This is a genomic window from Faecalimonas umbilicata (assembly GCF_042846195.1).
GTDB classification, from domain to species: Bacteria; Bacillota; Clostridia; order Lachnospirales; family Lachnospiraceae; genus Faecalimonas; species Faecalimonas umbilicata.
The window spans coordinates 1,441,899-1,466,919 of sequence record NZ_AP031411.1; the positions used below are offsets into that span (position 1 = coordinate 1,441,899).

The following is a 25,021-nucleotide window of genomic DNA, read 5'->3' on the forward strand; positions in this document are numbered from 1 at the left end:
AGATTACGAGAAGATGAAGATTATAGATAAATTACAGGAGAACAAAATACATATTTCATTTGAGATTTTTCCACCAAAGACGGATGCAGGAATTGAGGCCGTTTTAAGCGCCACAGAGCAGATCGCGAAGCTTGCACCTGCGTTCATCAGCGTCACTTACGGCGCAGGAGGCGGAACGAGCAAGAATACTGTACAGATTGCCTCGGATATTCAAAAGAAAATGGGTGTGACCAGCCTGGCGCATCTGACCTGTGCTTCTTCGACAAAAGAGGAAGTGTTGTCGGTGGTAGACCGATTAAGGGCGGAGGGGATTGAAAATATCCTGGCACTGCGCGGAGATATTCCGGAAGGGCGGGAATTTCCGGAGACAGACCAGTATCATTACGCATATGAACTGATCCGAGAGATTAAAAAGCAGGGCGATTTTTGCATTGGGGCGGCATGTTATCCAGAGGGCCATGTGGAAAATGAACACAAAGAAGATGACATCGCTTATCTGAAGCGGAAGGTAGACTGTGGAGTGGATTTTCTTACAACGCAGATGTTTTTTGACAATGCGATTCTCTATAACTTCCTCTATCGTATTCGGGAAAAAGAGATCACTGTTCCGGTACTCCCGGGAATCATGCCTGTCACAAACAGCAGACAGATGACGAGAATCTGCAAATTATCCGGAACGGTTCTGCCGCAGCGGTTCCATGCGATCTTAGACCGTTTCGGGGAGAAGCCGGAAGCGATGAAGCAGGCGGGAATCGCTTATGCGACAGACCAGATCATTGATCTGATCGCCAACGGAATTGATCACATCCATATTTACTCAATGAATAAGCCGGAAGTGGCGGCAGCGATTATGACAAATCTGTCAGAGATTTTGAGGTAATGCCGATGGAAATGCGGATAAAGGAAGCAATCCGCTATCTTGGCTATGGAAGACATGCGGTAGATGATGGAACATTTGCACTGATCACAGAAGTTTTTAGAGAACTTGATCAGATAAAATGTGCGAAGTCAGTCTATCGCATTTTTGATTTGCAGGTCAAAGGAGCGGATCAGATAGAAATTGGCGGATGGACAGTCACAAGCAAAAACCTCTCAAAAAATCTTACGGGATGTGATCAAATTGTTTTGTTTGGGGCGACGCTTGGGACGGAGGTGGACAGATGGATCCGGAGATACTCTCTGACAGATATGGCGAAGGCGGTTGTCGGTCAGGCATGTGCTGCTGCGGAATTGGAAGAGTATTGTGATGACTGTCAAAAGAAAATCGCAGAAGAGTATCAGAGACAGGGAAGGTATCTGCGCCCGCGGTTTAGTCCGGGATACGGAGATTTCTCAATTTCCTGTCAGGAGACACTGATGCGGATGTTAGACTGTGCGAAGACGATCGGTCTTACCCTCACAGGAGGAGGGATGATGACACCGACAAAATCTGTCACCGCAGTGATCGGAGCCAGCACAGAACAACAGCCATGCCATATCAAAGGATGTGAGGCGTGTGAGAAGAAGGATTGTTTATACAGAAGGAGTAGTTAGAGGATGCTGTTAGAACGTTTGGGAAAAGAATTACTGTTTCTCGATGGAGGAATGGGCACATTGTTACAGGAGAAAGGGTTACAGCCGGGAGAACTTCCAGAGAGCTGGAACTTAAAAAGACCGGAAGAAGTCATTGCGATCCACCAGAATTATTTTGAGGCGGGAAGCGATATTGTACTGACAAATACTTTTGGCGCGAATGCGTTGAAGTTTCACAGTGAAGACTGTCCTTTGCAGGAGGTTGTCACCAGAGCTGTGGAAAATGTGCGGGAGGCGGCACGGCGTGGTGTCAAAGATGGCAGAGAAATCTATGTGGGTCTGGATATCGGACCGACCGGAAAGTTGTTAAAGCCGATGGGAGATCTTGCCTTTGAGGATGCCTATGAGGCATTTGCAGAAGTAATGGAATATGGTGAGAAAGCCGGAGCAGATCTCATTCATATTGAGACGATGAGCGATACTTATGAAGTGAAGGCAGCAGTTCTCGCGGCGAAAGAGCGCACAAGTCTTCCCGTATTTGCAACGATGATCTTTGACGAACGCGGAAAGCTTTTGACGGGGGGAGACGTTCCTTCGGTGGTTGCGATGCTGGAAGGACTTCGTGTGGATGCCCTCGGAATCAACTGTGGTATGGGACCGGAGCAGATGCTTTCGATTTTGGAGGAACTTTTGACTTATACGTCACTGCCTGTGATCGTAAAGCCAAATGCAGGACTTCCGAAACAGAGGGACGGGCAGACTTACTACGATGTAGTGCCGGAAGAATTTGCGTCTACGATGAAACTGATTGTAGAGAAGGGCGCCTGTATTATCGGGGGGTGTTGCGGAACAACACCGGCACATATCCGACAGATGACAACACTATGTCAGGGGATGAAAGCAATTCCGCCGGTAAAGAAGCATCATACACTCGTATCTTCTTATGGAACCTGCATAAGTTTTGGCAGAAAGCCTGTCATCATTGGAGAACGCATCAATCCAACTGGAAAAAAGAAATTAAAACAGGCATTGAAAGACGGAGATTTTGACTATATCCTGAAAGAAGGGATCATGCAGCAGGAGAAAGGCGCGCATATTCTAGATGTCAATGTAGGACTTCCCGATATCGATGAAGTGGCAGTGATGGAAAAAGTGGTGACAGAACTTCAGAGTGTCACAAGCCTTCCACTTCAGATTGATACGGTGCTTCCGGAAGCGATGGAACGTGCGATGAGAATTTACAATGGAAAGCCGATGATCAACTCTGTCAATGGGAAACAGGAGTCGATGGACCAGGTATTTCCACTGGTGCAGAAGTATGGTGGCGTCGTTGTTGCACTGACGATCGATGAAGACGGCATCCCGGATACGGCAGAGGGGCGTCTTGCAATTGCGGAAAAAATCATCTGTGAGGCGGAAAAATATGGCATCGATCGGAAAGACATTGTTGTTGATGTGCTTGCGATGACGATCAGTTCTGAACCGGAAGGAGCGCTTGTGACATTGAAAGCATTGAAACTCGTGCGGGAAGTATGCAAAGTAAATACGGTGCTTGGCGTATCCAATATATCTTTTGGACTTCCGAAACGTCCTGTGATCAATGCGCATTTTTATACGATGGCGATGCAGCAAGGGCTTACATCGGCAATCATCAATCCGTTCTCAGAGGAGATGATGAATTCTTATTATGCGTTTTGTGCGCTGATGAACTATGATGAGAACTGTGCTTCCTATATTGAGCGGTACAGCAAAACTGTCGAGGAGGAACAACAGTCTATAGCGGGCAGTCCGACGCAGGCCGGGCAGGAGACGTCCCGGGCGGGAGAAATGTCACTGCAGACAGCGATCGAACGTGGATTAAAGGAAGAGGCGGGACATCTTACGAGAGAGCTCGTCAGAGAAAAAGAGCCGCTTGCGATCATCCAGGAACAGTTGATCCCGGCGCTGGATGTTGTTGGAAAAGGATTTGAGAAGGGAACAATCTTTCTTCCGCAGCTTCTGATGAGTGCAGAGGCAGCGAAAGAAGCATTTGCCGTGCTGAAAGAAGTGCTGGAACGAAGCGGACAAAAAGAGCAGAAGAAAGGAAAAGTGATCCTTGCCACAGTCAAAGGAGATATCCATGATATCGGGAAAAATATCGTGAAAGTTCTGTTGGAAAATTATAGTTTTGATGTGATCGATCTTGGAAAGGATGTGGATCCGGAGGTGATTGTGCATACTGCAAAACAAGAGGGGATCAGACTGGTCGGACTGAGCGCGCTGATGACTACGACTGTTGTGAGCATGGAAGAGACGATCCGATTGCTTCGGGAACACTGTCCGGACTGCAAAGTGATGGTCGGAGGTGCTGTTTTAAATCCAGAATATGCAGAGATGATCGGGGCTGATTTCTATGGAAAAGATGCCATGCAGTCTGTCTATTATGCGCAGCGTGTATTTGCATAAGGACCTCTCATATAAGATAGCAATCTACTTCCAAATATGGAAGTGGGAGGGTGGAAACGAGTTACATTGTATCTGAAAGAATGCATCCGAGAACATTGACAAACGATTAACACTCTTTTATGATTAAAGGTAATAATGTATCGGAACTGATGTCCGATGGAAAAGCAGCTTGTGACATTGTAAAAATGTCATGGATATATGCTGGAAAGATAAAGGAGGAAGAAGAATGGGAATGCGAGGATTAGAAACACCTGTCAGAAAAATCAGAAGACAAGTATTCCGTGAAGTATCGAAAGTAGCATTTGAGTCAACATCAGAGAATCTGATTGAAGAGATTGAGGAAATCCCATATCGTCTTGTGACGGAGGATGGAGAAAAATATAGGGACAGTATGTATCGTGCGAGAGCTGTTGTCAGTGAGCGTGTACGCCTTGCGATGGGAATGTCTTTGCGTCCAGAAGACCGTCCGGTTCATATTACAGCAGGAGTGGAAGAAAGTAATATTTCTGAGAAGTATTATGAGCCGCCACTTATGCAGGTTGTGCCATCCGCGTGTGCTGCGTGCGAAGAGCGTGGATATGAGGTCAGCAATATGTGTAAAGGATGTCTGGCACATCCATGTGCAGAGGTCTGTCCAAAAGATGCAATCTCTATGGTAAACGGACATTCTTATATTGATCAGTCAAAATGTATCAAGTGTGGAAAATGTAAGTCTGCCTGTCCATACGATGCAATTGCAAAAAAAGAGCGCCCATGCGCGAGAGCATGCGGAGTAAATGCGATTGTCAGTGACAAAGTAGGAAGAGCAAAGATTGACAATGAGAAATGTGTTTCCTGTGGAATGTGTATGGTAAGCTGTCCATTCGGAGCAATCTCGGATAAGTCACAGATCTTTCAGTTGGGAAGAGCGCTCAGAGAAGGCGGCGAGATCATTGCAGAGATTGCACCTGCCTTTGTTGGACAGTTTGGAACGGATGTCACACCAAGAAAAATTAAGTCTGCATTATTGGACTTAGGATTCAGCGAAGTATATGAGGTCGCACTGGGAGCGGATATTGGAGCTGTTTCAGAGGCGCATCACTATGCGGAAAAAGTAGCTACGGGAGAGTTGCCATTCCTTCTGACGTCCTGCTGCCCATCGTGGTCTATGCTTACAAAGAAATTTTTCCCGGACCTTGTAGACGAAGTTTCTCAGGAATTGACACCGATGGTTGCGACTGCAAGGACGATCAAACAGAAGCATCCAAATGCAAAGGTGGTATTTATCGGTCCGTGTGCGTCAAAGAAACTAGAGGCATCAAGAAGAAGTGTGCGCAGTGATGTGGATTTTGTGATCACTTTTGAAGAACTGCAGGCGATGTTTGATGCGAAAGACATTGACTTTGATAATTATGAAGGAGAATCCTCTTTCCATGATGCAACCGGAGCTGGCCGTGGATATGCAGTGGCAGGTGGTGTCGCAAATGCGATCGAGCAGTGTATCAATGAGTATTATCCGGATATCGATGTGAAGATCGAACATGCAGAAGGACTTGCAGATTGTAAAAAATTGTTGACACTTGCAAAGGCAGGCAAGATGAATGGATGTCTGATCGAAGGAATGGGATGTCCGGGAGGATGTGTTGCCGGAGCGGGAACGAATCTTCCGGTGAATAAAGCACAGGCAGAACTGAAAAAATTTGTGTCAACTTCCACTAAAAAACTTCCGCCAAAAGAACTGGCAGAGATTGAGTTGAATTAGAAGCGGAAGGAAGAGGCTTTGCACGGCTTTACAAATGCAGAGTGCTGTGTTATGATAACAGAAGAAAAGTCGGAGAGAAAGATCCGAATGGAGGGAAGAATATGGCATTTTTTGCAGAACTTATTATCACAGTTGTGAAAATGGTATTTCTGATGGCAGTAGCAGTTCTTGGAGTCAAAGCCGGACATGCTCTGCGTGTCAGAAAAGAAAAGAAATAAGAAAATCCCCTTTCAAATGAAAAGGAGAAGGAACACTGCCTATGAGAGAGAGATTGCAGTAAGTTTTCAGGTCTGTCCGGCAGAGAATGCCGCAGACAGACAGCGTATGCGATCTCAGTTGAATAGGCAGTGTTTTTTATTACAGAAGTGTAATCTTTTTGCCGCCTGGATCAGAACGGTATGTTTTCTGCTGTCTGTTCATTGACAAGGCAGGCAAACCTATTTATAATTAGGAAGTATTTAGCAAGTAAGTCGATCAGACATGAAATAGTTTGCCTTAGGAGGAAAAGTATGAAACAATACGGAGTAAATGAATTGAGAAAGATGTTCCTTGAATTTTTTGAGAGCAAAGGACATCTTGCAATGAAGAGTTTTTCACTGGTGCCGCACAATGACAACAGTCTGCTCCTGATCAACTCGGGAATGGCGCCGCTGAAACCATATTTTACAGGACAGGAGATTCCACCGCGCAAGCGCGTGACAACCTGCCAGAAGTGTATCCGTACCGGAGATATTGAGAATGTCGGAAAGACAGCACGCCACGGTACATTTTTTGAGATGCTTGGAAATTTCTCTTTCGGAGATTACTTTAAGAGAGAAGCTATCCAGTGGTCATGGGAATTTTTGACAGAAGTGGTAGGACTTGATGCAGACCGCTTATATCCGTCTGTGTATGTGGATGATGAGGAAGCATTTGAGATCTGGAACAAGGAGATGGGAATTCCGGCAGAGCGTATCTTTAAGTTTGGAAAAGCAGATAATTTCTGGGAGCATGGAGCTGGTCCATGTGGTCCATGTTCTGAGATCTACTATGACCGCGGGGAGAAATACGGATGCGGAAGCCCGGATTGTACAGTTGGATGTGAATGTGACAGATATATGGAGATTTGGAACAATGTATTCACTCAGTTTGACAACGATGGACATGGAAATTATTCTGAGTTAGAGCAGAAGAATATCGATACCGGTATGGGATTGGAACGTCTTGCTTCTGTTGTGCAGGATGTAGATTCTATTTTTGATGTGGATACTGTCAAAGCACTTCGTGATAAAGTGTGTGAAGCAGCGAACGTGACTTACAAGAAAGATGCGGATCAGGACGTATCGATCCGTCTGATCACCGATCATATCCGCTCTGCAACATTTATGATTTCAGATGGAATCATGCCGACAAACGAAGGACGCGGGTATGTGCTTCGCCGTCTGATCCGCCGCGCGGCAAGACATGGCCGTCTTCTTGGAATTGAAGGAAAATTCCTTGCAAAATTAAGTGAGACAGTCATCGAAGGTTCCAAAGACGGGTATCCGGAATTAGATGAAAAGAAAGAGTTTATCTTCAATGTGCTGACGCAGGAGGAAGATAAGTTTGACAAGACAATCGATCAGGGATTGCATATTCTCTCGGTGATGCAGGAAGAGATGAATCAGGCCGGAGAAAAGGTACTTTCTGGAGAAAATGCATTTAAACTGTATGATACTTATGGATTTCCACTTGATCTGACAAAAGAGATTTTGGAAGAAAAAGGTTATGGAATTGACGAGGAAGGTTTCCAGGTAGCAATGGAAAAACAGAGAGTCCAGGCAAGAGAAGCCCGCAAAGAGACAAACTATATGGGTGCAGATGCGACTGTATATGATGAAATCGATCCGTCTGTCACAACCGAATTTGTCGGATATGACACACTGTCCTGTGATTCTAAGATCACAGTGCTTACAACAGAAAGTGAGATCACGGAAGCGGTTGCAGATGGACAGAGAGCTACAATCTTCGTAGAGAAGACACCGTTTTATGCTACAATGGGTGGACAGGAAGGTGATACTGGAATCATCCATACTGCAGATGCAGAGTTCGCAGTAGAAGAGACGATCAAGCTGCTCGGAGGAAAATTCGGACACATCGGTCGTGTGACAAAGGGAATGTTCCGTACAGGAGATACTGTGACACTTGAGGTGAAATCGAAAGAACGTTTGAATACATGTAAGAATCACAGTGCAACACATCTGCTCCAGAAGGCATTAAAAACAGTACTCGGATCTCATGTAGAGCAGAAAGGTTCTCTTGTGACACCAGACAGACTTCGTTTTGACTTCGCACATTTTTCTGCGATGACAAGAGAAGAGATTGAGGCAGTAGAAGCGCTTGTAAATGAAGAAATCGCAAAGAACAATCCGGTCGTAACAGAAGTAATGAACGTGGAAGAAGCGAAAAAGACAGGTGCGATGGCACTTTTCGGAGAAAAGTACGAAGAAGATGTGCGCGTTGTCACAATGGGAGACTTCTCTAAAGAACTTTGCGGTGGAACACATGTAAGTAATACTGGTCTGATCACAACATTTAAGATCGTGTCCGAATCCGGTGTGGCAGCAGGTGTGCGCCGTATTGAAGCACTGACTGGAGACGGTGTATTTGCTTATTATAAAGCACAGGAACAGAAGCTTGCAGAAGCGGCAAAATTATTAAAAGCAACACCAGAGAATCTGACGGAGAAAATCAGTCATCTGCTCGCAGAGACAAAGTCACTTCACAGTGAGATCGAAAGCTTAAAGAGCAAAGCGGCTCAGGAAGCTGTCGGCGATGTGATGAATCAGGTAGAGGAGATCTGCGGAGTGAAAGTGCTTGCAGTCCGTGTGGAAGATGTAGACATGGGAGGACTTCGTGAGCTTGGCGATCAGTTAAAAGAAAAACTCGGAGAAGGAGTTGTAGTGATCGCTTCAGCAGCAGGTGGTAAGGTTAGCCTGATGGCGACAGCTACAGAAGGTGCGTTAAAGAAAGGTGCCCATGCAGGAAATCTGATCAAAGCAATTGCTGGTCTTGTAGGTGGAGGCGGCGGAGGTCGTCCGAATATGGCGCAGGCCGGCGGAAAGAATCCAGAAGGAATTGACGCAGCATTGTCGAAAGCGAAAGAAGTGTTAGCAGAACAGATTCAGTAGATGCGTGCAAACTGGTTGATTTTTTTGAAAAAGTCTGAAAAAAGAAGAAAAAAGTAATAAAAATCATTCCGAAAATTTGCAGGAAACTATTGACGAAATCAAAAAATATGCTATAATCATATGTAGTGCAATAAAAATACCCGAACAGTCGTATGATGCACAATATAGGGCTGGAGGGGAGGTTAGGTGTGAGACTATGTCAAATGTAATCGTAAAAGATAATGAGACGTTAGATAGCGCTTTACGCAGATTCAAAAGAAACTGTGCAAAAGCTGGTATTCAGCAGGAGATTCGTAAAAGAGAACATTACGAAAAACCAAGCGTAAGACGTAAAAAGAAATCTGAAGCTGCTAGAAAACGTAAATATAATTAATGAATATGTGCAGAAGTGAGGAGTGTTTTTACAAACACTCCTTTTTCAATGTGTAAAGATAGAAAGAGCTTAAATGGTTTCATATAAATGATGAGAAGAATACAAAAAGAGGAGAAAAAAGATGATAGATACTGTGATTTTTGATCTTGGGAAAGTGCTTGTTGAGTATGACTGGGAATCTTATCTAAAGCAGTTTTGTTTTGACGAGAAGACTTTTCAAGTGTTGGCAGATGCGATTTTCTTAAGTGAGGCCTGGATCCTTGGGGACCAGGGTGCTGTTACACCAGAAGAATGGCTGCAGTGCTTTCTTCAAAATGCACCGCATAATGAGAAGGAAGTGCGGCAAGTATTTGAAGGACTTGCGGGCTGCATACATAAATTCCCTTACACAGATCGTCTGATCGCTCATTTTCGTGAAAAAGGGTGCCGGATCTATTATCTTTCCAATTATTCGGAAGGATTATATGAAATGACAAAAGAGGAACTGGGATTTATCAATAGCTTTGACGGAGGTGTTTTTTCTTACAAAGAAAAATGTATAAAACCGGAAGAAAAGATATACAAAACCCTTCTGACGAGGTATAATATAAAACCGGAGAATGCGATATTCTTTGATGACAGACCGGAGAATGTAGAGGCGGCAAAGATGCTCGGCATCCAGGGCGTTGTTTTTACACCAGAAGTTGCAGAAGAATATCTTGGATAAATGAGAGGAAGGTACCGAATGAGAAAAGTAGTAAAATTTGGCGGGAGTTCGCTTGCAAATGCGGCTCAGTTTAAAAAAGTAGGAGAGATTATCCGGGCGGATCAGACAAGACGCTATGTAGTTCCATCTGCACCGGGAAAACGGCATATTAATGACACGAAAGTCACAGACATGCTCTACCACTGCTATGAACTGGCAGAGAAAGGAAAGAAATTTCTTCCACTGTTAAACGAGATCAAAGCACGCTATGAAGAAATCATTGACGGACTTCAGCTGGAGTTGTCTCTTGACAAAGAATTTGAGGTGATCGCGGAACAGTTTTTAAAAAAGGCAGGAAGAGATTATGCGGCATCCAGAGGAGAATATCTGAATGGGATTGTTATGAGCAGTTATCTGGGCATCACGTTTATTGATGCGACAGAAGTGATCTTTTTTGATAAGCAAGGAAATCTTGATCTGACACGGACCGAAGATGTACTCGCGAAACGTCTTGAAAATGCAAATCGTGCGGTGATTCCGGGATTTTACGGAATGGGAGCGGATGGAAAGATCCACACATTTTCAAGAGGAGGATCAGATATTACGGGATCGATCGTGGCAAAGGCTGCGAAGGCGGATATGTATGAGAACTGGACGGACGTCTCGGGATTTCTGATTGCAGATCCAAGGATTATCCACAATCCTCAGCCGATCGAGACGATCACATACAGAGAGTTGAGAGAGCTTTCTTATATGGGGGCCACAGTCCTGCACGAGGATGCTATCTTTCCGGTGAGAAAAGACGGAATTCCGATCAATATCCGCAATACCAATGCACCGCAAGATCCTGGTACGATGATCGTGGAAAGTACCTGCCGTCAGTCGAAGTATACGATCACCGGGATTGCAGGAAAAAAAGGATTTGCTTCGGTTCATATTGAAAAAGAAATGATGAATGCAGAGATCGGTTTTGGACGAAAAGTTCTTCAGATTTTTGAAGACAATGAGATTCCGTTTGAACATATGCCGTCAAGTATTGATACGATGACAGTGCTTGTGGATCAGTCTGTGTTTGAGGAGAAAGAGCAGGCTGTAATTTCCGGAATTCAGCGGGCAGTACAACCGGATCATATTCAGCTGGAATCAGACTTCGCCTTGCTTGCCGTTGTTGGACGAGGGATGGCGCGTGCGAGAGGAACAGCCGGGCGCATTTTCTCTGCTTTAGCACATGCAAATGTCAATGTCAAAATGATCGATCTTGGCTCCAGTGAGTTAAATATTATTATCGGAGTGAAAAATGAGGAGTTTGAAACTGCCATCCAGGCAATTTATGATATCTTTGTAAAAACGCAGATTTAACAGCTAAAGAGAGGACAGATATATGAACATTTTATTTTTTCTAAGACCGAAGAGTGATCTTGCATATGTCTATGACAATCACACATTGCGACAGGTGTTAGAAACAATGGAGTATCATAAATATTCTTCTGTTCCGGTATTGAACCGGGAGGGAAAATATGTGGGAAGCATCACAGAGGGCGATCTTCTCTGGTGGATCAAGGATCATGCTAATCTTGACCTGAAAAAGGCGGAAAATATTCTGATGACAGAGGTTACAAGACGTTATGATTATCAGGCCGTGAATGCAGGCGCAAAGATGGAGGATTTGATCGACCGCGCGATGGAGCAGAATTTCGTCCCGGTCGTAGATGATCAGCAGAATTTTATCGGAATCATCACAAGACGCGAGATCATCAGCTACTGCTATAAGCATATGGAAAGAGGAATAAAAAGTATAAAAAAAATCAGTAAACCTATTGACACAATGAAAAACAGATGATAGTATATAGGAGATGCCGCACAGCGAGGTATAAGAATCTTATTTAAGGTCACCAAAGCTGGCGAGTAATGATAATAGGAGGTGCCATATGTACGCAATTATAGCAACAGGTGGTAAACAGTACAAAGTAGCCGAAGGCGATATCATTAGAGTAGAGAAACTTGGTGTAGAAGCTGGAGAAACTTTCACATTTGACCAGGTGCTTGCAGTTAGCGATGCTGAATTAAAAGTTGGAAATCCGACAGTAGAAGGTGCAACAGTTACAGCTTCTGTAATCGGAGATGGAAAAGCTAAAAAAGTTATCGTTTACAAGTATAAGAGAAAAACTGGATACCATAAGAAAAATGGTCACAGACAGCAGTACACAGCTGTTAAGATCGAAAAGATCAACGCTTAATCAAGACCATGATTCAGGTAACGATTTTAAAAAATGAAAAGCATGCATGTGTTGGTTTTCGTACGAAAGGACATGCCGGAATGAGCGAGGCGGGGCAGGATATTGTTTGCGCAGCAGCTTCGGTACTGATCATTAATACAGTGAATGCAATTGACCGTTACACATCAGATGAGACAAGTTTGGTATCGGATGATGAGGAAGGTGTAATTGAATTTGAACTGCCAAATAGTCCTTCGGAGAGGGCTGCACTGTTGTTGGATGCGATGATTCTCGGTCTTGAGAGCATAGCAGATGACGAAAACTACGAGCAATATATTGATATAACATTTGAGGAGGTGTAAGACCATGATGAAATTAAACCTTCAATTTTTCGCTCACAAAAAGGGAGTTGGTTCTACAAAGAACGGTAGAGACTCTGAATCTAAGAGATTAGGTGCGAAAAGAGCTGACGGACAATTTGTAAAAGCTGGAAATATCCTTTACAGACAACGTGGAACAAAGATTCACCCAGGAGTTAACGTAGGACGCGGTGGAGATGATACTTTATTCGCTTTAGTTGACGGAGTTGTAAGATTCGAAAGAAAAGGAAGAGATAAGAAACAAGTTTCTATCTATCCAGTAGCAGAATAATAAGTATGAAAATAGGCTTCAAATCATCAGGTTTGGAGTCTTTTTTAAATTCTACTATCTATCATTACAAGATTCTGATATAATAATAGCATTCATGGAACAATAGAACAGAGAGATTGACATAGAAAGGAAACAAAAATATGTTTGCAGACAGAGCAAAAATTTATATCCGTTCCGGAAAAGGCGGGGATGGACATGCAAGTTTCCGGAGAGAATTGTATGTGCCAAACGGCGGACCGGACGGAGGAGACGGCGGAAAAGGCGGAGATGTGATCTTTGAAGTAGATGACGGACTCAACACACTTGCAGATTACCGTCATAGAAGAAAGTATGTCGCAAAAGATGGAGAACAGGGTGGAAAGCGCAGATGTCATGGGAAGAATGCGCCGGATATCATCCTGAAAGTTCCAGAAGGAACGATCATCAAAGAGGCAGAGTCTGACAAGGTGATTGCAGATATGTCCGGAGAAAATAGAAGACAGGTAATTCTCAGGGGAGGAAAAGGAGGACTTGGCAATCAGCATTTTGCAACTGCGACGATGCAGGTGCCGAAGTATGCACAGCCAGGACAGCCTGCACAGGAACTCTGGGTGAATCTGGAACTGAAAGTGATTGCGGATGTTGGGCTGATCGGATTTCCAAATGTAGGAAAATCGACGTTCCTCTCTCGTGTGACAAACGCAAATCCGAAGATTGCAAATTATCATTTTACAACATTGAATCCGAATTTAGGTGTTGTAGATTTTAAAGATGGCGGAGATGGCTTTGTAATCGCTGACATTCCGGGTCTGATCGAAGGAGCATCACAGGGAGTTGGATTGGGATATGAATTTTTACGTCACATTGAGCGTACAAAGATGATGATCCATGTCGTCGATGCAGCTTCTTCGGAAGGAAGAGATCCGATTGAGGATATTTATAAGATCAATGCAGAACTGGAAAATTACAACAGCGAGATCGCAAAGCGTCCTCAGGTGATCGCGGCAAATAAGACAGATTTGATTTATGCGGAGGATGAAGATCCGGTAGAGAAGATTCGGGCGGAGTTTGAACCAAAAGGAATCAAAGTATTTCCGATTTCCGGTGTTTCCGGTGAGGGTGTGCAGGAACTCCTCTACTATGTACGTGAACAGCTGAAGACATTGGATGTACCTCCGGTTATTTTTGAGCAGGAGTATTTCCCGGAGGAGGAATTAATTACGATCGATCTTCCTTATACGGTAGAGAAAGAAGACGATGTATATGTTGTGGAAGGGCCAAAGATCGAGAAGATGCTTGGTTACACCAATCTGGATTCCGAAAAGGGATTTGCGTTCTTCCAGAAATTCTTAAAAGATACCGGTATTCTTCAGCAGCTTGAAGATGCAGGCATCCAAGAAGGAGACACTGTGCGGATGTATGGTCTGCAGTTTGACTATTACAAATAGAAAAGAGTTTTTGACAGAGAAACAGAGGTGGATAAAAGATGACAACAAAACAGAGAGCATATTTAAAGAGTCTTGCTATGACGATGGATCCAATTTTCCAGATTGGTAAATCCAGCATGACACCTGCGCTTACTGAGGCGATCAGCGAGGCGCTGGAGGCAAGAGAACTGATTAAAATCAGTGTTTTAAAGAACTGTGCAGATGATCCAAAAGAACTTGCACAGTTGATCGCAGAACGAACACGGGCACAGGTTGTGCAGGTGATCGGAAAGAAAATCGTACTTTACAGAGAAGGAAAAGACAATAAAAAGAAAATTATTCTGCCGTAAAGGAGAATGAGAACAATGAAAATCGGAATCATGGGTGGGACATTTGATCCGATCCACAATGGTCATCTAATGCTCGGAGAGTACGCAGCCAGACAGTTCCGCCTTCAGAGAGTGTGGTTCCTGCCAAATGGAAATCCACCACACAAATCAGGGGAGATCTCAATCCGGCATCGGATTGAGATGGTGAAACTGGCTCTGGAAGGGCATGACCGTTTTGAATTGAATCTGTACGAGGCAGAGAAGGGAACTGTATCGTATTCTTATGATACGATACGGAACTTAAATGAACTTTACCCGGAACACGAATTTTATTTTATCATAGGTGCGGATTCGCTTTTTTCCATTGAGTCATGGAAATGTCCGCAAAGCCTTCTGTCTGACTGTACGATTCTGGCGGCATGCCGTGATGAGAAAGATCAGTCACAGGTACAGGAGCAGATTGATTATCTGAAGAAAAAGTATCAGGCAGGGATAGAACTGCTTCTCACACCGATGATGGATGTTTCCTCAAGTGATATCCGTCAGATGGTCCAGTATGGAATGGATATCAGCAGTCTTGTTCCGCCTGGAGTCAAAGAGTATATTCATGAGCACAGACTGTATCTTACGGAGGAAAAGGGAAAGTGAAAGAAAATGCAAACATTCATGCAATTAAAAAAGAAGTAAAACTACATCTCGACAGTGACAGATATGAGCATACGCTTGGAGTGATGTACACAGCCGCTTCACTGGCGATGTGCTACGGGGAAGATATTGAGAAGGCAATGACCGCAGGGGTGCTTCATGACTGTGCCAAAGGGATTCCAAACAGTAAGAAAATAAAGCTGTGCGAAAAATACCAGATTGAGGTCACAGAGTCTGAAAAGAAAAATCCAGAATTGCTGCATGCAAAGCTTGGCGCTTATATGGCAGTACACAAATATCATGTCGGTGATGAGACGATTGCGCAGGCAATCACATCTCATACGACCGGGCGGCCGGGAATGACACTTCTTGAGAAAATTATTTATATTGCAGATTTTATAGAACCGGGAAGGAAAGAGATTCCAAAACTGGACGAGATCCGAAGGATGTCTTTTCAAAATATTGATCAGGCATTGTTTACAATCTTGGAAAATTCTCTCGCCTATTTGCGGACACGGGATAAGGTGATCGATCCGATCACAGAGAAGACTTATCTATATTACAAAGACTTATTTGAAAAACGGACAGAGGAGGCATAAAAATGGATCACTCAAAAGAAATGGTGCGTCTTGCTTACGAGGCGCTGAGCGATAAAAAGGGAGAAGATATCCGTATCATCGATATCTCACAAGTATCTGTACTTGCAGATTATTTCATCATTGCAAATGGTTCCAGTGAAAATCAAGTAAAAGCGCTGGTCGACAACGTGGAAGAATATCTGCACAAAGGTGGATACGAAGTAAAACAAAGAGAAGGACAGGGACTCGGAAATTGGGTACTGTTAGATTTCGGCGACTTGATCGTGCATGTATTTGACAGAGAAAACCGTCTGTTCTATGATTTAGAGAGAATCTGGAGCGATGGAAGAACCGTGGAAATCGATTCTTTATAAGAAGCGGATAGAAAAACAGATGTCTGAAAAGCAGAGATAAAGCTTTTGGGACATCTGTTTTTTGTTTTGTTATTGTTGTAAGTTCTTGGAAGCGGTAATAGGTTCTTCGCTTGTAAATGCACGGAAAATCTGGATGATCGACAGGTGCAGATATGGCAGATATTCATCGATGGTCACCGGTTCCTCAAATAGGATACAGTTGTAGCAGGTTGCATTGATCAGTTCAATGATGGTAAACAGCATCAACTCAGGATCTTTGCAACCAATATGATTTTTCTTCAGCATTCTCAGATAGTAATCGTAAAATTCTTCAGACTCTTTTGGGACATTGCTTGAAAAAGCAGTGCGAAAAATTCCCCAGGATAGATTTTTTGCGAGAAACTGAAGAAGCGAATGATCCTTCTTCAGACGCTCGATGATATAGTCTGCCACAAAGAGGAGTTCCTGCTCGAATCCATTTATCGGTTGACTGACAAGAGCTTTGTAAGCATCGCAGAAAAGTTGTCCTGCCTTATAGACAATCAGTTTATCACGCAAGTCATATTTGTCTTTAAAATATAAATAGAAAGTACCTTTCGCAAGACCTGCCCGACTGACGATGTCAGAGATCGTTGTCTTTGCGAAGCCTTTGTCTGTAAATAATTCAAATGCATTCTGAAGGAGTGCATTTTTTTTCACCTTTTTATTTGTTTCTAATTTTCCCACTCGAATCCCTCCAATTTTTTGCTCATATGTATTATTTACGATTCCAAAAAGAAAGTCAAGCTATAAAAATGACTAAATTTCATTTTTAGTATTGACTATTAGTCATTTTTGAATATAATAAAGCTGTAAAGAAAAAAGAAAAAGTCAGGAGATGATTAGAGTGGTCAAAGTTGGTAAGTGGATCGCCAAACACAGGATATTTATTTTATTAGTAAGTATCTTACTGCTTATTCCTGCGGCAATCGGGAAAGCAGAGACAAAGATTAATTATGACCTGCTCAGTTACCTTCCGGGTGATCTGGAAACAGTAAAAGGGCAGGACATCCTTGTAGACGAATACGGTATGGGTGCATTTTCCATGGTTGTCGTCGAAGGAATGGAATTAAAAGATGTACAAAAACTGGAAGAAAAATTCAGCGAAGTTGATCATGTGAAAGATGTGATGTGGTATGACGATGTGGCAGATATCAGCCTTCCGGTAGAAATGATTCCGAAAGATTTACGGAAAGCATTTTTTAACGGAGATGCGACAATGATGCTTGCATTGTTTGATAATACAACTTCTTCAGATGAAGCTATGGAAGCTGTTACAAACATGAGAAAAATTGCAGATAAGCAATGCTTTATCAGTGGTATGACAGGGATTGTCACAGATATTAAAAATATCTCATTACAAGAACTTCCGATCTATGTTGTGATTGCAACGCTGCTTTCCTTCTTTGTGTTGGAATTGACGGGAACATCATTTCTCGTACCAATATTTTTCTTGATCAGTATTGGTGCAGCAGTTTTATATAACTTGGGAAGTAATATTTTTCTCGGAGAGATTTCTTATATTACAGAAGCATTAACAGCAGTACTACAGCTTGGAGTGACGATGGATTATTCGATTTTCCTGCTGAACAGCTATGAGGAAAATAAATTAAGATTTCCAGGAGAAAAAGAACGTGCGATGGGGCATGCGATCGCAAATACATTTAAGTCCGTTGTGGGAAGTTCCGTCACAACAGTTGCAGGATTTATGGCACTTTGCTTTATGACATTTGCACTTGGCAAAGACTTAGGTATTGTTATGGCAAAAGGTGTAGTGATCGGTGTTTTATGCTGTGTAACGTTATTACCATCTTTGATATTGATCTTCGATAGAGCGATTGAAAAGACAAAACATAGACCATTGATTAAAAGTATTGATAAGCCATCTGCGTTTATTACAAAACACTACCGTCTGTGGCTCATTCTGTTTGCAGTGTTGCTGTTCCCGGCAATTTACGGAAATAATCATACGAAAATTTACTACAATATTGCACAGTCACTCCCGGATACACTTCCGGCAAACGTGGCAAACAAGAAACTGGTAGACGACTTCAAGATGAGCAATATGCACATGGTCCTGATGCAGAAGGATATGGATGCAAAGGATAAAAGAAAGATGTTGGAAGAGATTGACGAAGTCGATGGAGTCAAATGGAGCCTTGGAATGAACACATTGTTCGGACCGACCATTCCGGAATCCATGATCCCGGATGATATGAAGAAGATGCTTCAGAGTGACAATTATGAATTGGCATTTATTTGTTCGGAATATGAATCTGCAACAGATGAGGTCAACAAACAGATTTCAGAAATTGACAAAATTGTAAAATCTTATTCCAAACATGCAATGGTCATCGGAGAGGCTCCTCTGATGAAGGACCTTCAGGATACGACCGATGTCGATCTGAAAACAGTCAATGCCATTTCAATCCTTGCAATCTTTATCATTATTATGATCGTGTTTAAGTCGATCTCCCTTCCGGTCATCCTTGTGGCGGTTATTGAGTTCGCAATCTTTGTCAATATGGCAATTCCATATTACCAGGGAACGAGCCTTCCGTTTGTGGCAAGTATTGTCATCGGTACTATTCAGCTTGGAGCAACTGTGGACTATGCGATCCTGATGACGAGCCGTTATCAGAAAGAACGTGGAAAAGGAAAAGATAAGAAGACAGCGATTTCAATCGCACACAGAGCAAGCATGCTTTCTATTATCAGCAGTGGATTCAGCTTCTTTGCCGCGACCTTCGGTGTGGCGCTTTATTCAAAGGTAGATATGATCGGCTCCATCTGTACACTGCTTGCGAGAGGTGCATTGATCAGCATGTTTGTAGTTATTTTGATCTTGCCGGCGATGTTTATGATCTTTGATAAAGTAATTTGTAAAACATCCGCAGGATTTCTTGGCAAAAAAACTGCCGAAAGGAGTAATTAGATATGAATAGAAATAAAGTAAGAAGTAATACAAACCGGAAAATGGATCTGAAAAAGAAAATGACAGCAGGGCTTGCGGTCGGCATGGCAGGATTGATGGGAACAACTCCAGTTTTTGCAGCGGAGCCAGCAGATAAGAAAGTCTCAAAAGATGAGACCGTGTATGTGAATGCAGATGCACAGGGAACAGAACAGGAAATCACAGTTTCCAACTGGTTAAAAAATGCCGGAGCAGAAAAAAACTTAAAAGATGAGACAGAACTTGAAAATGTCAAAAATGTCAAGGGAGAAGAGACATTTGAAGAAAATGGAGATGCAATTACATGGCAGACAAACGGAGTAGATATTTATTATCAGGGAACTACAGATAAACAGTTGCCGGTATCCATGAAAATGACTTACTATCTTGACGGCAAAGAAATAACACCGGAAGAGTTGAAGGGACAGAGCGGGCATTTAAAGATAAAAATTGACTATACAAATAATGCAAAAAAGACCGTGAACATTGATGGAAAGAAGCAGGAAGTGTACAGTCCGTTTGTGATGGTGACAGGGCTGATTCTGCCGGATGAGACGTTTTCCAATGTTATGATCGATAACGGAAAAGTAATCTCTGATGGACAAAAAAGCATGGTTATGGGAATTGCAATGCCTGGATTAAAAGAGAGCCTTGGTTTAAACAATGAAGATTTTAAGGAAGTATCTGAGGATATCCAATTGCCGGAAAGTGTAGAAATCACGGCTGATGTAACAAACTTTACAATGGGATCGACGTTTACAATTGCATTGTCAGATCTTCTTGACGATGTTGACTGGAAAAACGTGACAGATTTCGATACGCTGAAAAATTCTTTAAATGACTTGGAAGATGCGGCACTTCAGCTGGTAGACGGTTCTGCCCAGTTATCGGAAGGTACACAGACACTTGGATCCAGCTATGCGGAGTTTGACCAAGGTGTGCAGACACTGAAAGATGGAATCCATACACTTCAAAGCGGCGCTGGAGAATTAAAGAGTGGTGTAGACAGTTACACAGCGGGAGCAGATCAGCTAAATGCGGGAATCCAGCAATACCTCGGAGAAAATGGGGAGCTGAATGTAAAAGTTACAGAATATGTAAATGGCGTGAATAAGGTTGTAAAAGGGGTAGAAGATTATACAACGGGCGCTTCTCAGCTCTCTGCCGGAATCACTTCCTACATTGGTGGTGAGAAGCAACTTGCAGCAGGAGCAGATGAGCTGACTGCATTAAAAAATGGCCTGACACAGACAAAAGAAGCAGTCGGACAGCTTTATGCGGCGATTGATGGAACCGGAGACAATGATATTCAGGTGGCTTCTCAAAAACTTGCAGAAGGAACAAAAAAATTAAATGATGCGGTAAATAGCATGAATAACCTACTTTCCAATGTAGATACGATGACAGCCACAGGAAAAGAATTGATCACACAGACAGAAGGACTTTCTGAGGTGATGCAGAAGCAGATTGCAGTTCCAGTGCAGGAAATGATGAAAAACGGCCAGGAATTGATGAAGATTTTAAGTGCTGTTACCACTCAATTGGAGACGATCAGCGCAGATAGTGAGGCTGCCGTTTCACAGGCAAAAGAAGCTGCTGTCAGTGAAGTAAATGCACAGATTGCAGAGCGAAATGGCCAGATCCAGGCGGCAAATCAGGCAGCGGCGGCAGCCAATGAGCAGGTGGAAGCGGCAAAAGCTCAGATTAGCGCTCAGATCGCAGAAGCTGAAGCAAATGGAAATGCAGAACTGGCAGCTTCTCTGCAGAGTGCACTTGTGGCAGTTTCTGGAATTTCTGTAGATGCGGGAGTTTCCGAAATTGCTCCGGTTACAGTGCCGGATGTGTCGGTAAAAGTTGGATCTGTTGACACGACACAGATCAAAGCATTGTTAGAAAGTATGCAGAATTCTTTCGGTGAAATAGAGGGAACGGTAAACGGACTGACTCCACAGTTGGCAGAAATGCAGAAAAAGATGGAAGACATCACAAATTTGAAAAAACAGATTCCGTCAGGAATGGCAGATCGGTTAAAAGCCAGTGTGTCTGAACTGAATACAGGAATGCAGAGACTCAACGCAGCAATCGGAGGGTATGCTGCGAATATGAAGAAATTAAATGATGGAATGGAAGTGACTGTGCCTGAAGCTTCTCAGGGCATCGATCAGCTCAATGCAGGATTTGCACAACTTGGTGCAGCCAATGATGCACTACTTCAAGGTGCAGCGAAACTTCAGCAAAATACACCGGTACTCGTAGAAGGAGTACAGACATTGGCGGGTGGCACAACAGAGTTGAGCGGCGGTTTGCATCAGCTTGGAACACAGCTTTCTTCCGGAGGTGCACTTCTCGCAGGAAATAGTCAGGCACTGAGAGATGGAGTAAGCACACTTGTACAAGGAGCTGGCCAGCTTTCCGATGGTGGTAACACACTTGCTTCTGCAAGCGGAGAAGTCAAGAACGGAATTGCACAACTTTCTGATGGAGCTTCTCAGTTAAAAGATGGTGCAGAAAAATTCAATGAAGAAGGAATTAAGAAACTGCAGAAAACAGTGGAAGATGCATTGGAGAAGATCCTCGATAAAGTGGATGCACTGACATCCGAAGACTGCTCTTATGATACTTATAGTGGAAAAGCAGATAATATGGATGGAAATGTGAAATTTATTATTGAGACAGATGCAATTGAATAAAGCAAGCAGGTTCTGTTAGGGCAAAGAAAAGGGACAAAACTTTATAAAATAAAGTGGAGTTCCTTTTCTTTTTGCGTGCTGGGATTCTATCGAGGCATTCCGCAGTTTCTAAGAAGTTCTCTTGTGAAACGGACAGTATTGTATATTTTTCTCTTAAATGTTGGATATGAAAAAAATAATATAAAATAAATGGAATGTTGAAATTTGCTTTTTACGTTGTTACAATAGAGATACTGTTCACAGGACATAATAAAGAAAGACAGTTCGGACAGGGCTGTCTGGAAACAGAAGGGAAAATGAAATGTCAACGGAATTAGAAAAGTATTATAATAAATTTTGTGAAGAAAAACGCCTGACGAGAAGACACGGAAAGGTAGAATATATTACCTCGATGAAATATATCCATAAATATCTGGAAGGAAAAGAAGGAGCAAGGATTCTGGATGTGGGTGCCGGGACCGGAAGGTATTCGGTGCAGCTTGCAGAGGAAGGGTATGATGTGACGGCAGTAGAGCTTGTCAAATACAATCTTGGAATTTTAAAATCAAAGGGAAGCAGTGTAAAGGCTTATCAGGGGACTGCATTGAATCTGTCACGGTTTGCTTCCAATTCTTTTGATATGGTCCTTGTATTTGGGCCAATGTATCATTTGTATACGATGGAGGATAAGATCAAAGCGCTTGCGGAGGCAAAACGCGTAGTGAAACCGGACGGGGTGGTACTTGTCTCTTATTGTATGAATGAATACAGCATTCTGACCTATGGGTTTAAAGAAGGACATATCCGGGAAAGCATTGCCTCCGGGAAGGTCAGCGAAGAGTTTCATGTACAGGCAGAGCCGGAGGATCTATATGATTATGTACGTCTGGAGGACATTGCTGCAATCAATGCAGGGGCAGGCATGAAACGGATTGAGATTATTGCGGCAGATGGTCCGGCAAATTATATGCGGCAGATTTTAAATGCGATGGACGACGAGACTTACCAGACGTTTATTGAATATCATTTAAAGACGTGTGAGCGCCCGGAATTGCTTGGTGCGAGCGCACATACACTTGATATTTTGCAGATGGGGGAAGAAGGGGATTTAATAAAATAGATGAAGGCAGATGTAAAGAAAGACGGAAAATTATTTTTGGCGGAAGTGTCAGACAAGCTGCGTGACAGACTTACAAAGCTTGCAGAGACACTTCTTGCGGGACAGCAGGAAATTGAAAACATGCATGCATATTACTGGGAGAATTACACAGAGATGGACCAGTATGGGTATGAAGATTTTGACAATCAACAGGCACTGCTGCATCAGATCAATGCAAACAACGAATCACAGCTTTTATATCAGCGCTTTCAGAAGATGGCAGATGCCCCATTTTTTGGCAGAGTGGATTTTCTGTATGACGGGGATGAGGAAGCGGAGATTTTTTATATCGGCATTGGAAATTTTGCGGAGCGCACAGGAGCGATTCCGCTGATCTATGACTGGAGAGCCCCGGTGAGCGGACTGTTCTATGACTATGATAAAGGTCCTGCTTCTTATGAAGCGCCAGGCGGGACGATGGAAGGAACTATTGAGGCAAAATGGCAGTACAAGATCCAGGGTGGAAAGATGATCTATGGATTTGAGAGCGATGTAAAAATCGATGATGACATTTTGAAGAAGGAACTTGGGCAGAATGGGGACGTACAGTTGAAAAACATTGTCCGTACGATCCAGAAGGAGCAAAATGATATTATCCGCAATACAAAAGATAAAATTTTAGTTATTCAGGGAGCAGCAGGAAGCGGAAAAACTTCGGTGGCATTGCATCGGATTGCCTATCTGCTGTATCATGACAGAGAACACTTAAAATCATCCAATATTCTTGTACTGTCGCCAAGCGGTGTGTTTTCAGACTATATTTCTCATATTTTGCCGGAACTTGGGGAAGAAAATATCCGTGAGATGAGTTTTGATCTGTTTGCTTATCAGGAATTAAAAGGAATCGTTCCAGATTGTGAGGATCGCTATCATCAGATAGAACGGCAGATGGAAGGGATGAGCAAAGAGGCACAGGCGCGCTATGAGCTGAAGCAGTCTCAGGCATATATCGGAGCAGTGGAAGGATTCCTTGTAGGACTGGAGGAAGATCTTGTAGAACTAAAAGAGTTCGAGTGGCGCCAGATGAAAAAAACAGAGGAAGAACTGATCGAGCTATTCTACTTTAAATTTCAGGAAATTCCGCTTTTGGAGCGGATGTATGCAGTTATGGATTATGTGGTAGATGAGTTTGAAACACTGTATGACCGAGATTTAAGTGAAGAAGAGCTGGCAGCCGTGCGAGAGAAATTTGACCAGATGTATGTGACGAGGGATGTGTACCGGATCTATAACTGGTTCTTAGAAGAAAACGGATGGGAGCAGTTGCCGGATGTACCTTATGAGAGCCGTATGCTCTCCTATGAAGATGTATTTCCGATGCTGTATTTGAAATACCGGTTAAGTGGCAAGGCAAAGCATAAGCAGATCAAGCATCTGGTCATCGATGAAATGCAGGATTACTCTTATCTCCAGTATGCTATTTTAGAGACATTGTTCTCCTGCAGGATGACGATTTTGGGAGACCGGGCTCAGACGATGGACGGCAAGATCCAGGATGTTCTTACATTTCTTCCGAAGATTTTTGGAAAAGAAATCCGTACGATCATTATGAATAAGAGCTACCGAAATACGATTGAAATTGCACGTTATGCAGAACAGATTACAAATGTGACCGGATTGGAATTTCTTGAGCGCCACGGGAAGGCGGTGGAGGAAAAAACGGTTTCGGGTATCGTTGGAGCGCTCCGGGACATCGAGGGACATCTGCACTTAAGAAAGGATGGAGTGCAGATCAAAGAAGCTTTTTCTGAAACAGCAGCGGACAGAACGGAGCACACAGAGGATGCTTTCGAGACGGCGGCGATTCTTCTGCGGACGGAAGCGGAGGCGAGGATGGTCTACGAATATCTGAAAGAGCAGCGGGAAGATATTCATTATATTGATCGGGACAGCAGCCATTTTGAAAAGGGAGTGACGGTCACAACTTTCTATCTTGCAAAGGGATTGGAGTTCGATCAAGTATTTGTATTGCGTGAACAGACAGAAAGTGCTTTTGAACGGCAGGCAGACTATATTTGTGCGACAAGGGCGCTGCATGAACTTTATCTGTATTACTTGGAAGAAAAATAAGACAGATGTCGGGAAGGGGCTTCCTATAGCGAACAATCTGTAAGAAGA

Annotated in this window: 22 protein-coding genes; 21 read left to right on the forward strand and 1 reads right to left on the reverse strand. The window is 43.2% G+C overall.

What is annotated here, in order from left to right; genetic code table 11:
- Positions 1–13: 13 nt before the first annotated feature.
- The 17 genes from metF (at position 14) to rsfS (ending at position 16,104) form a co-directional block, all read left to right on the forward strand.
- Positions 14–880 carry a methylenetetrahydrofolate reductase [NAD(P)H] gene (gene metF / locus ACGG81_RS06840; protein WP_390110306.1) on the forward strand — a complete coding sequence of 289 codons (867 nt, stop codon included), beginning with the start codon at positions 14–16 and terminating at the stop codon, positions 878–880.
- A 5-nt stretch (positions 881–885) separates the two neighbouring features.
- Complete coding sequence (locus ACGG81_RS06845; RefSeq protein ID WP_008975792.1) at positions 886–1,533, forward strand: vitamin B12 dependent-methionine synthase activation domain-containing protein; 648 nt, start codon at positions 886–888, stop codon at positions 1,531–1,533.
- Between the two features lie 3 nt (positions 1,534–1,536).
- Entirely contained in the window at positions 1,537–3,957 is a 2,421-nt protein-coding gene (locus ACGG81_RS06850) for a homocysteine S-methyltransferase family protein (protein WP_390110309.1), read from the forward strand.
- 226 nt (positions 3,958–4,183) lie between these two features.
- Entirely contained in the window at positions 4,184–5,698 is a 1,515-nt protein-coding gene (locus ACGG81_RS06855; RefSeq protein WP_009261768.1) for a 4Fe-4S dicluster domain-containing protein, read from the forward strand.
- 509 nt (positions 5,699–6,207) lie between these two features.
- Positions 6,208–8,847, forward strand: coding sequence for an alanine--tRNA ligase (alaS, locus tag ACGG81_RS06860; RefSeq protein WP_390110312.1), 2,640 nt, complete (start codon positions 6,208–6,210; stop codon positions 8,845–8,847).
- Between the two features lie 196 nt (positions 8,848–9,043).
- Entirely contained in the window at positions 9,044–9,220 is a 177-nt protein-coding gene (gene rpsU / locus ACGG81_RS06865) for a 30S ribosomal protein S21 (protein WP_008975787.1), read from the forward strand.
- A 121-nt stretch (positions 9,221–9,341) separates the two neighbouring features.
- Positions 9,342–9,926 carry an HAD family hydrolase gene (locus tag ACGG81_RS06870; RefSeq protein WP_008975786.1) on the forward strand — a complete coding sequence of 195 codons (585 nt, stop codon included), beginning with the start codon at positions 9,342–9,344 and terminating at the stop codon, positions 9,924–9,926.
- A gap of 18 nt (positions 9,927–9,944) precedes the next feature.
- Entirely contained in the window at positions 9,945–11,264 is a 1,320-nt protein-coding gene (locus ACGG81_RS06875) for an aspartate kinase (protein WP_390110316.1), read from the forward strand.
- 22 nt (positions 11,265–11,286) lie between these two features.
- Positions 11,287–11,745 (forward strand): CBS domain-containing protein, encoded by a 459-nt coding sequence (locus ACGG81_RS06880; RefSeq protein ID WP_009261773.1) that lies wholly within the window; start codon positions 11,287–11,289, stop codon positions 11,743–11,745.
- 88 nt (positions 11,746–11,833) lie between these two features.
- A complete protein-coding gene (gene rplU, locus ACGG81_RS06885; protein WP_008975783.1) occupies positions 11,834–12,142 on the forward strand; it encodes a 50S ribosomal protein L21 in 309 nt (102 codons plus the stop codon).
- Between the two features lie 8 nt (positions 12,143–12,150).
- Positions 12,151–12,483: a ribosomal-processing cysteine protease Prp gene (locus ACGG81_RS06890; protein ID WP_009261774.1), complete on the forward strand. Its 333-nt coding sequence runs from the start codon at positions 12,151–12,153 to the stop codon at positions 12,481–12,483.
- 4 nt (positions 12,484–12,487) lie between these two features.
- Positions 12,488–12,772: a 50S ribosomal protein L27 gene (rpmA, locus tag ACGG81_RS06895; protein ID WP_008975781.1), complete on the forward strand. Its 285-nt coding sequence runs from the start codon at positions 12,488–12,490 to the stop codon at positions 12,770–12,772.
- A gap of 140 nt (positions 12,773–12,912) precedes the next feature.
- Positions 12,913–14,199 (forward strand): GTPase ObgE, encoded by a 1,287-nt coding sequence (obgE, locus tag ACGG81_RS06900; protein WP_008975780.1) that lies wholly within the window; start codon positions 12,913–12,915, stop codon positions 14,197–14,199.
- Positions 14,200–14,237: 38 nt separating this feature from the next.
- Positions 14,238–14,528 carry a ribosome assembly RNA-binding protein YhbY gene (gene yhbY, locus ACGG81_RS06905; protein WP_008975779.1) on the forward strand — a complete coding sequence of 97 codons (291 nt, stop codon included), beginning with the start codon at positions 14,238–14,240 and terminating at the stop codon, positions 14,526–14,528.
- Between the two features lie 15 nt (positions 14,529–14,543).
- The gene (gene nadD / locus ACGG81_RS06910) at positions 14,544–15,155 is read left to right on the forward strand and encodes a nicotinate (nicotinamide) nucleotide adenylyltransferase (RefSeq protein WP_120091630.1); all 612 of its coding nucleotides are present in this window, start codon (positions 14,544–14,546) and stop codon (positions 15,153–15,155) included.
- Positions 15,152–15,751, forward strand: a complete 600-nt coding sequence (gene yqeK, locus ACGG81_RS06915) for a bis(5'-nucleosyl)-tetraphosphatase (symmetrical) YqeK (RefSeq protein WP_008975777.1) — start codon at positions 15,152–15,154, stop codon at positions 15,749–15,751. Before nadD ends, yqeK begins: the two co-directional genes overlap by 4 nt.
- Before the next feature lie 2 nt (positions 15,752–15,753).
- A complete protein-coding gene (rsfS, locus tag ACGG81_RS06920) occupies positions 15,754–16,104 on the forward strand; it encodes a ribosome silencing factor (RefSeq protein WP_008975776.1) in 351 nt (116 codons plus the stop codon).
- A gap of 69 nt (positions 16,105–16,173) precedes the next feature.
- Here the strand turns inward: rsfS and ACGG81_RS06925 are convergent, their stop codons facing one another.
- Positions 16,174–16,809: a TetR/AcrR family transcriptional regulator gene (locus ACGG81_RS06925; RefSeq protein WP_016438973.1), complete on the reverse strand. Its 636-nt coding sequence runs from the start codon at positions 16,807–16,809 to the stop codon at positions 16,174–16,176.
- A 160-nt stretch (positions 16,810–16,969) separates the two neighbouring features.
- Here ACGG81_RS06925 and ACGG81_RS06930 point away from each other — a divergent pair, with 160 nt between their 5' ends.
- The 4 genes from ACGG81_RS06930 to ACGG81_RS06945 all read left to right on the forward strand — a co-directional run bounded on the left by ACGG81_RS06930 (position 16,970) and on the right by ACGG81_RS06945 (position 24,973).
- Positions 16,970–19,057: an efflux RND transporter permease subunit gene (locus ACGG81_RS06930; protein WP_009261777.1), complete on the forward strand. Its 2,088-nt coding sequence runs from the start codon at positions 16,970–16,972 to the stop codon at positions 19,055–19,057.
- Positions 19,058–19,059: 2 nt separating this feature from the next.
- The gene (locus ACGG81_RS06935; RefSeq protein ID WP_390107519.1) at positions 19,060–21,765 is read left to right on the forward strand and encodes a hypothetical protein; all 2,706 of its coding nucleotides are present in this window, start codon (positions 19,060–19,062) and stop codon (positions 21,763–21,765) included.
- A 301-nt stretch (positions 21,766–22,066) separates the two neighbouring features.
- Positions 22,067–22,864: a class I SAM-dependent methyltransferase gene (locus tag ACGG81_RS06940; protein ID WP_120091638.1), complete on the forward strand. Its 798-nt coding sequence runs from the start codon at positions 22,067–22,069 to the stop codon at positions 22,862–22,864.
- Entirely contained in the window at positions 22,865–24,973 is a 2,109-nt protein-coding gene (locus tag ACGG81_RS06945; protein WP_120091640.1) for a UvrD-helicase domain-containing protein, read from the forward strand.
- The last annotated feature ends 48 nt before the right edge of the window (positions 24,974–25,021 follow it).

Coding starts and splice junctions, on each gene's coding strand:
- metF (WP_390110306.1), top strand. CDS start 14: ATGAAGATTATAGATAAATTACAGGAGAACAAAATACATATTTCATTT.
- ACGG81_RS06845 (WP_008975792.1), top strand. CDS start 886: ATGGAAATGCGGATAAAGGAAGCAATCCGCTATCTTGGCTATGGAAGA.
- ACGG81_RS06850 (WP_390110309.1), top strand. CDS start 1,537: ATGCTGTTAGAACGTTTGGGAAAAGAATTACTGTTTCTCGATGGAGGA.
- ACGG81_RS06855 (WP_009261768.1), top strand. CDS start 4,184: ATGGGAATGCGAGGATTAGAAACACCTGTCAGAAAAATCAGAAGACAA.
- alaS (WP_390110312.1), top strand. CDS start 6,208: ATGAAACAATACGGAGTAAATGAATTGAGAAAGATGTTCCTTGAATTT.
- rpsU (WP_008975787.1), top strand. CDS start 9,044: ATGTCAAATGTAATCGTAAAAGATAATGAGACGTTAGATAGCGCTTTA.
- ACGG81_RS06870 (WP_008975786.1), top strand. CDS start 9,342: ATGATAGATACTGTGATTTTTGATCTTGGGAAAGTGCTTGTTGAGTAT.
- ACGG81_RS06875 (WP_390110316.1), top strand. CDS start 9,945: ATGAGAAAAGTAGTAAAATTTGGCGGGAGTTCGCTTGCAAATGCGGCT.
- ACGG81_RS06880 (WP_009261773.1), top strand. CDS start 11,287: ATGAACATTTTATTTTTTCTAAGACCGAAGAGTGATCTTGCATATGTC.
- rplU (WP_008975783.1), top strand. CDS start 11,834: ATGTACGCAATTATAGCAACAGGTGGTAAACAGTACAAAGTAGCCGAA.
- ACGG81_RS06890 (WP_009261774.1), top strand. CDS start 12,151: ATGATTCAGGTAACGATTTTAAAAAATGAAAAGCATGCATGTGTTGGT.
- rpmA (WP_008975781.1), top strand. CDS start 12,488: ATGATGAAATTAAACCTTCAATTTTTCGCTCACAAAAAGGGAGTTGGT.
- obgE (WP_008975780.1), top strand. CDS start 12,913: ATGTTTGCAGACAGAGCAAAAATTTATATCCGTTCCGGAAAAGGCGGG.
- yhbY (WP_008975779.1), top strand. CDS start 14,238: ATGACAACAAAACAGAGAGCATATTTAAAGAGTCTTGCTATGACGATG.
- nadD (WP_120091630.1), top strand. CDS start 14,544: ATGAAAATCGGAATCATGGGTGGGACATTTGATCCGATCCACAATGGT.
- rsfS (WP_008975776.1), top strand. CDS start 15,754: ATGGATCACTCAAAAGAAATGGTGCGTCTTGCTTACGAGGCGCTGAGC.
- ACGG81_RS06935 (WP_390107519.1), top strand. CDS start 19,060: ATGAATAGAAATAAAGTAAGAAGTAATACAAACCGGAAAATGGATCTG.
- ACGG81_RS06940 (WP_120091638.1), top strand. CDS start 22,067: ATGTCAACGGAATTAGAAAAGTATTATAATAAATTTTGTGAAGAAAAA.
- ACGG81_RS06945 (WP_120091640.1), top strand. CDS start 22,865: ATGAAGGCAGATGTAAAGAAAGACGGAAAATTATTTTTGGCGGAAGTG.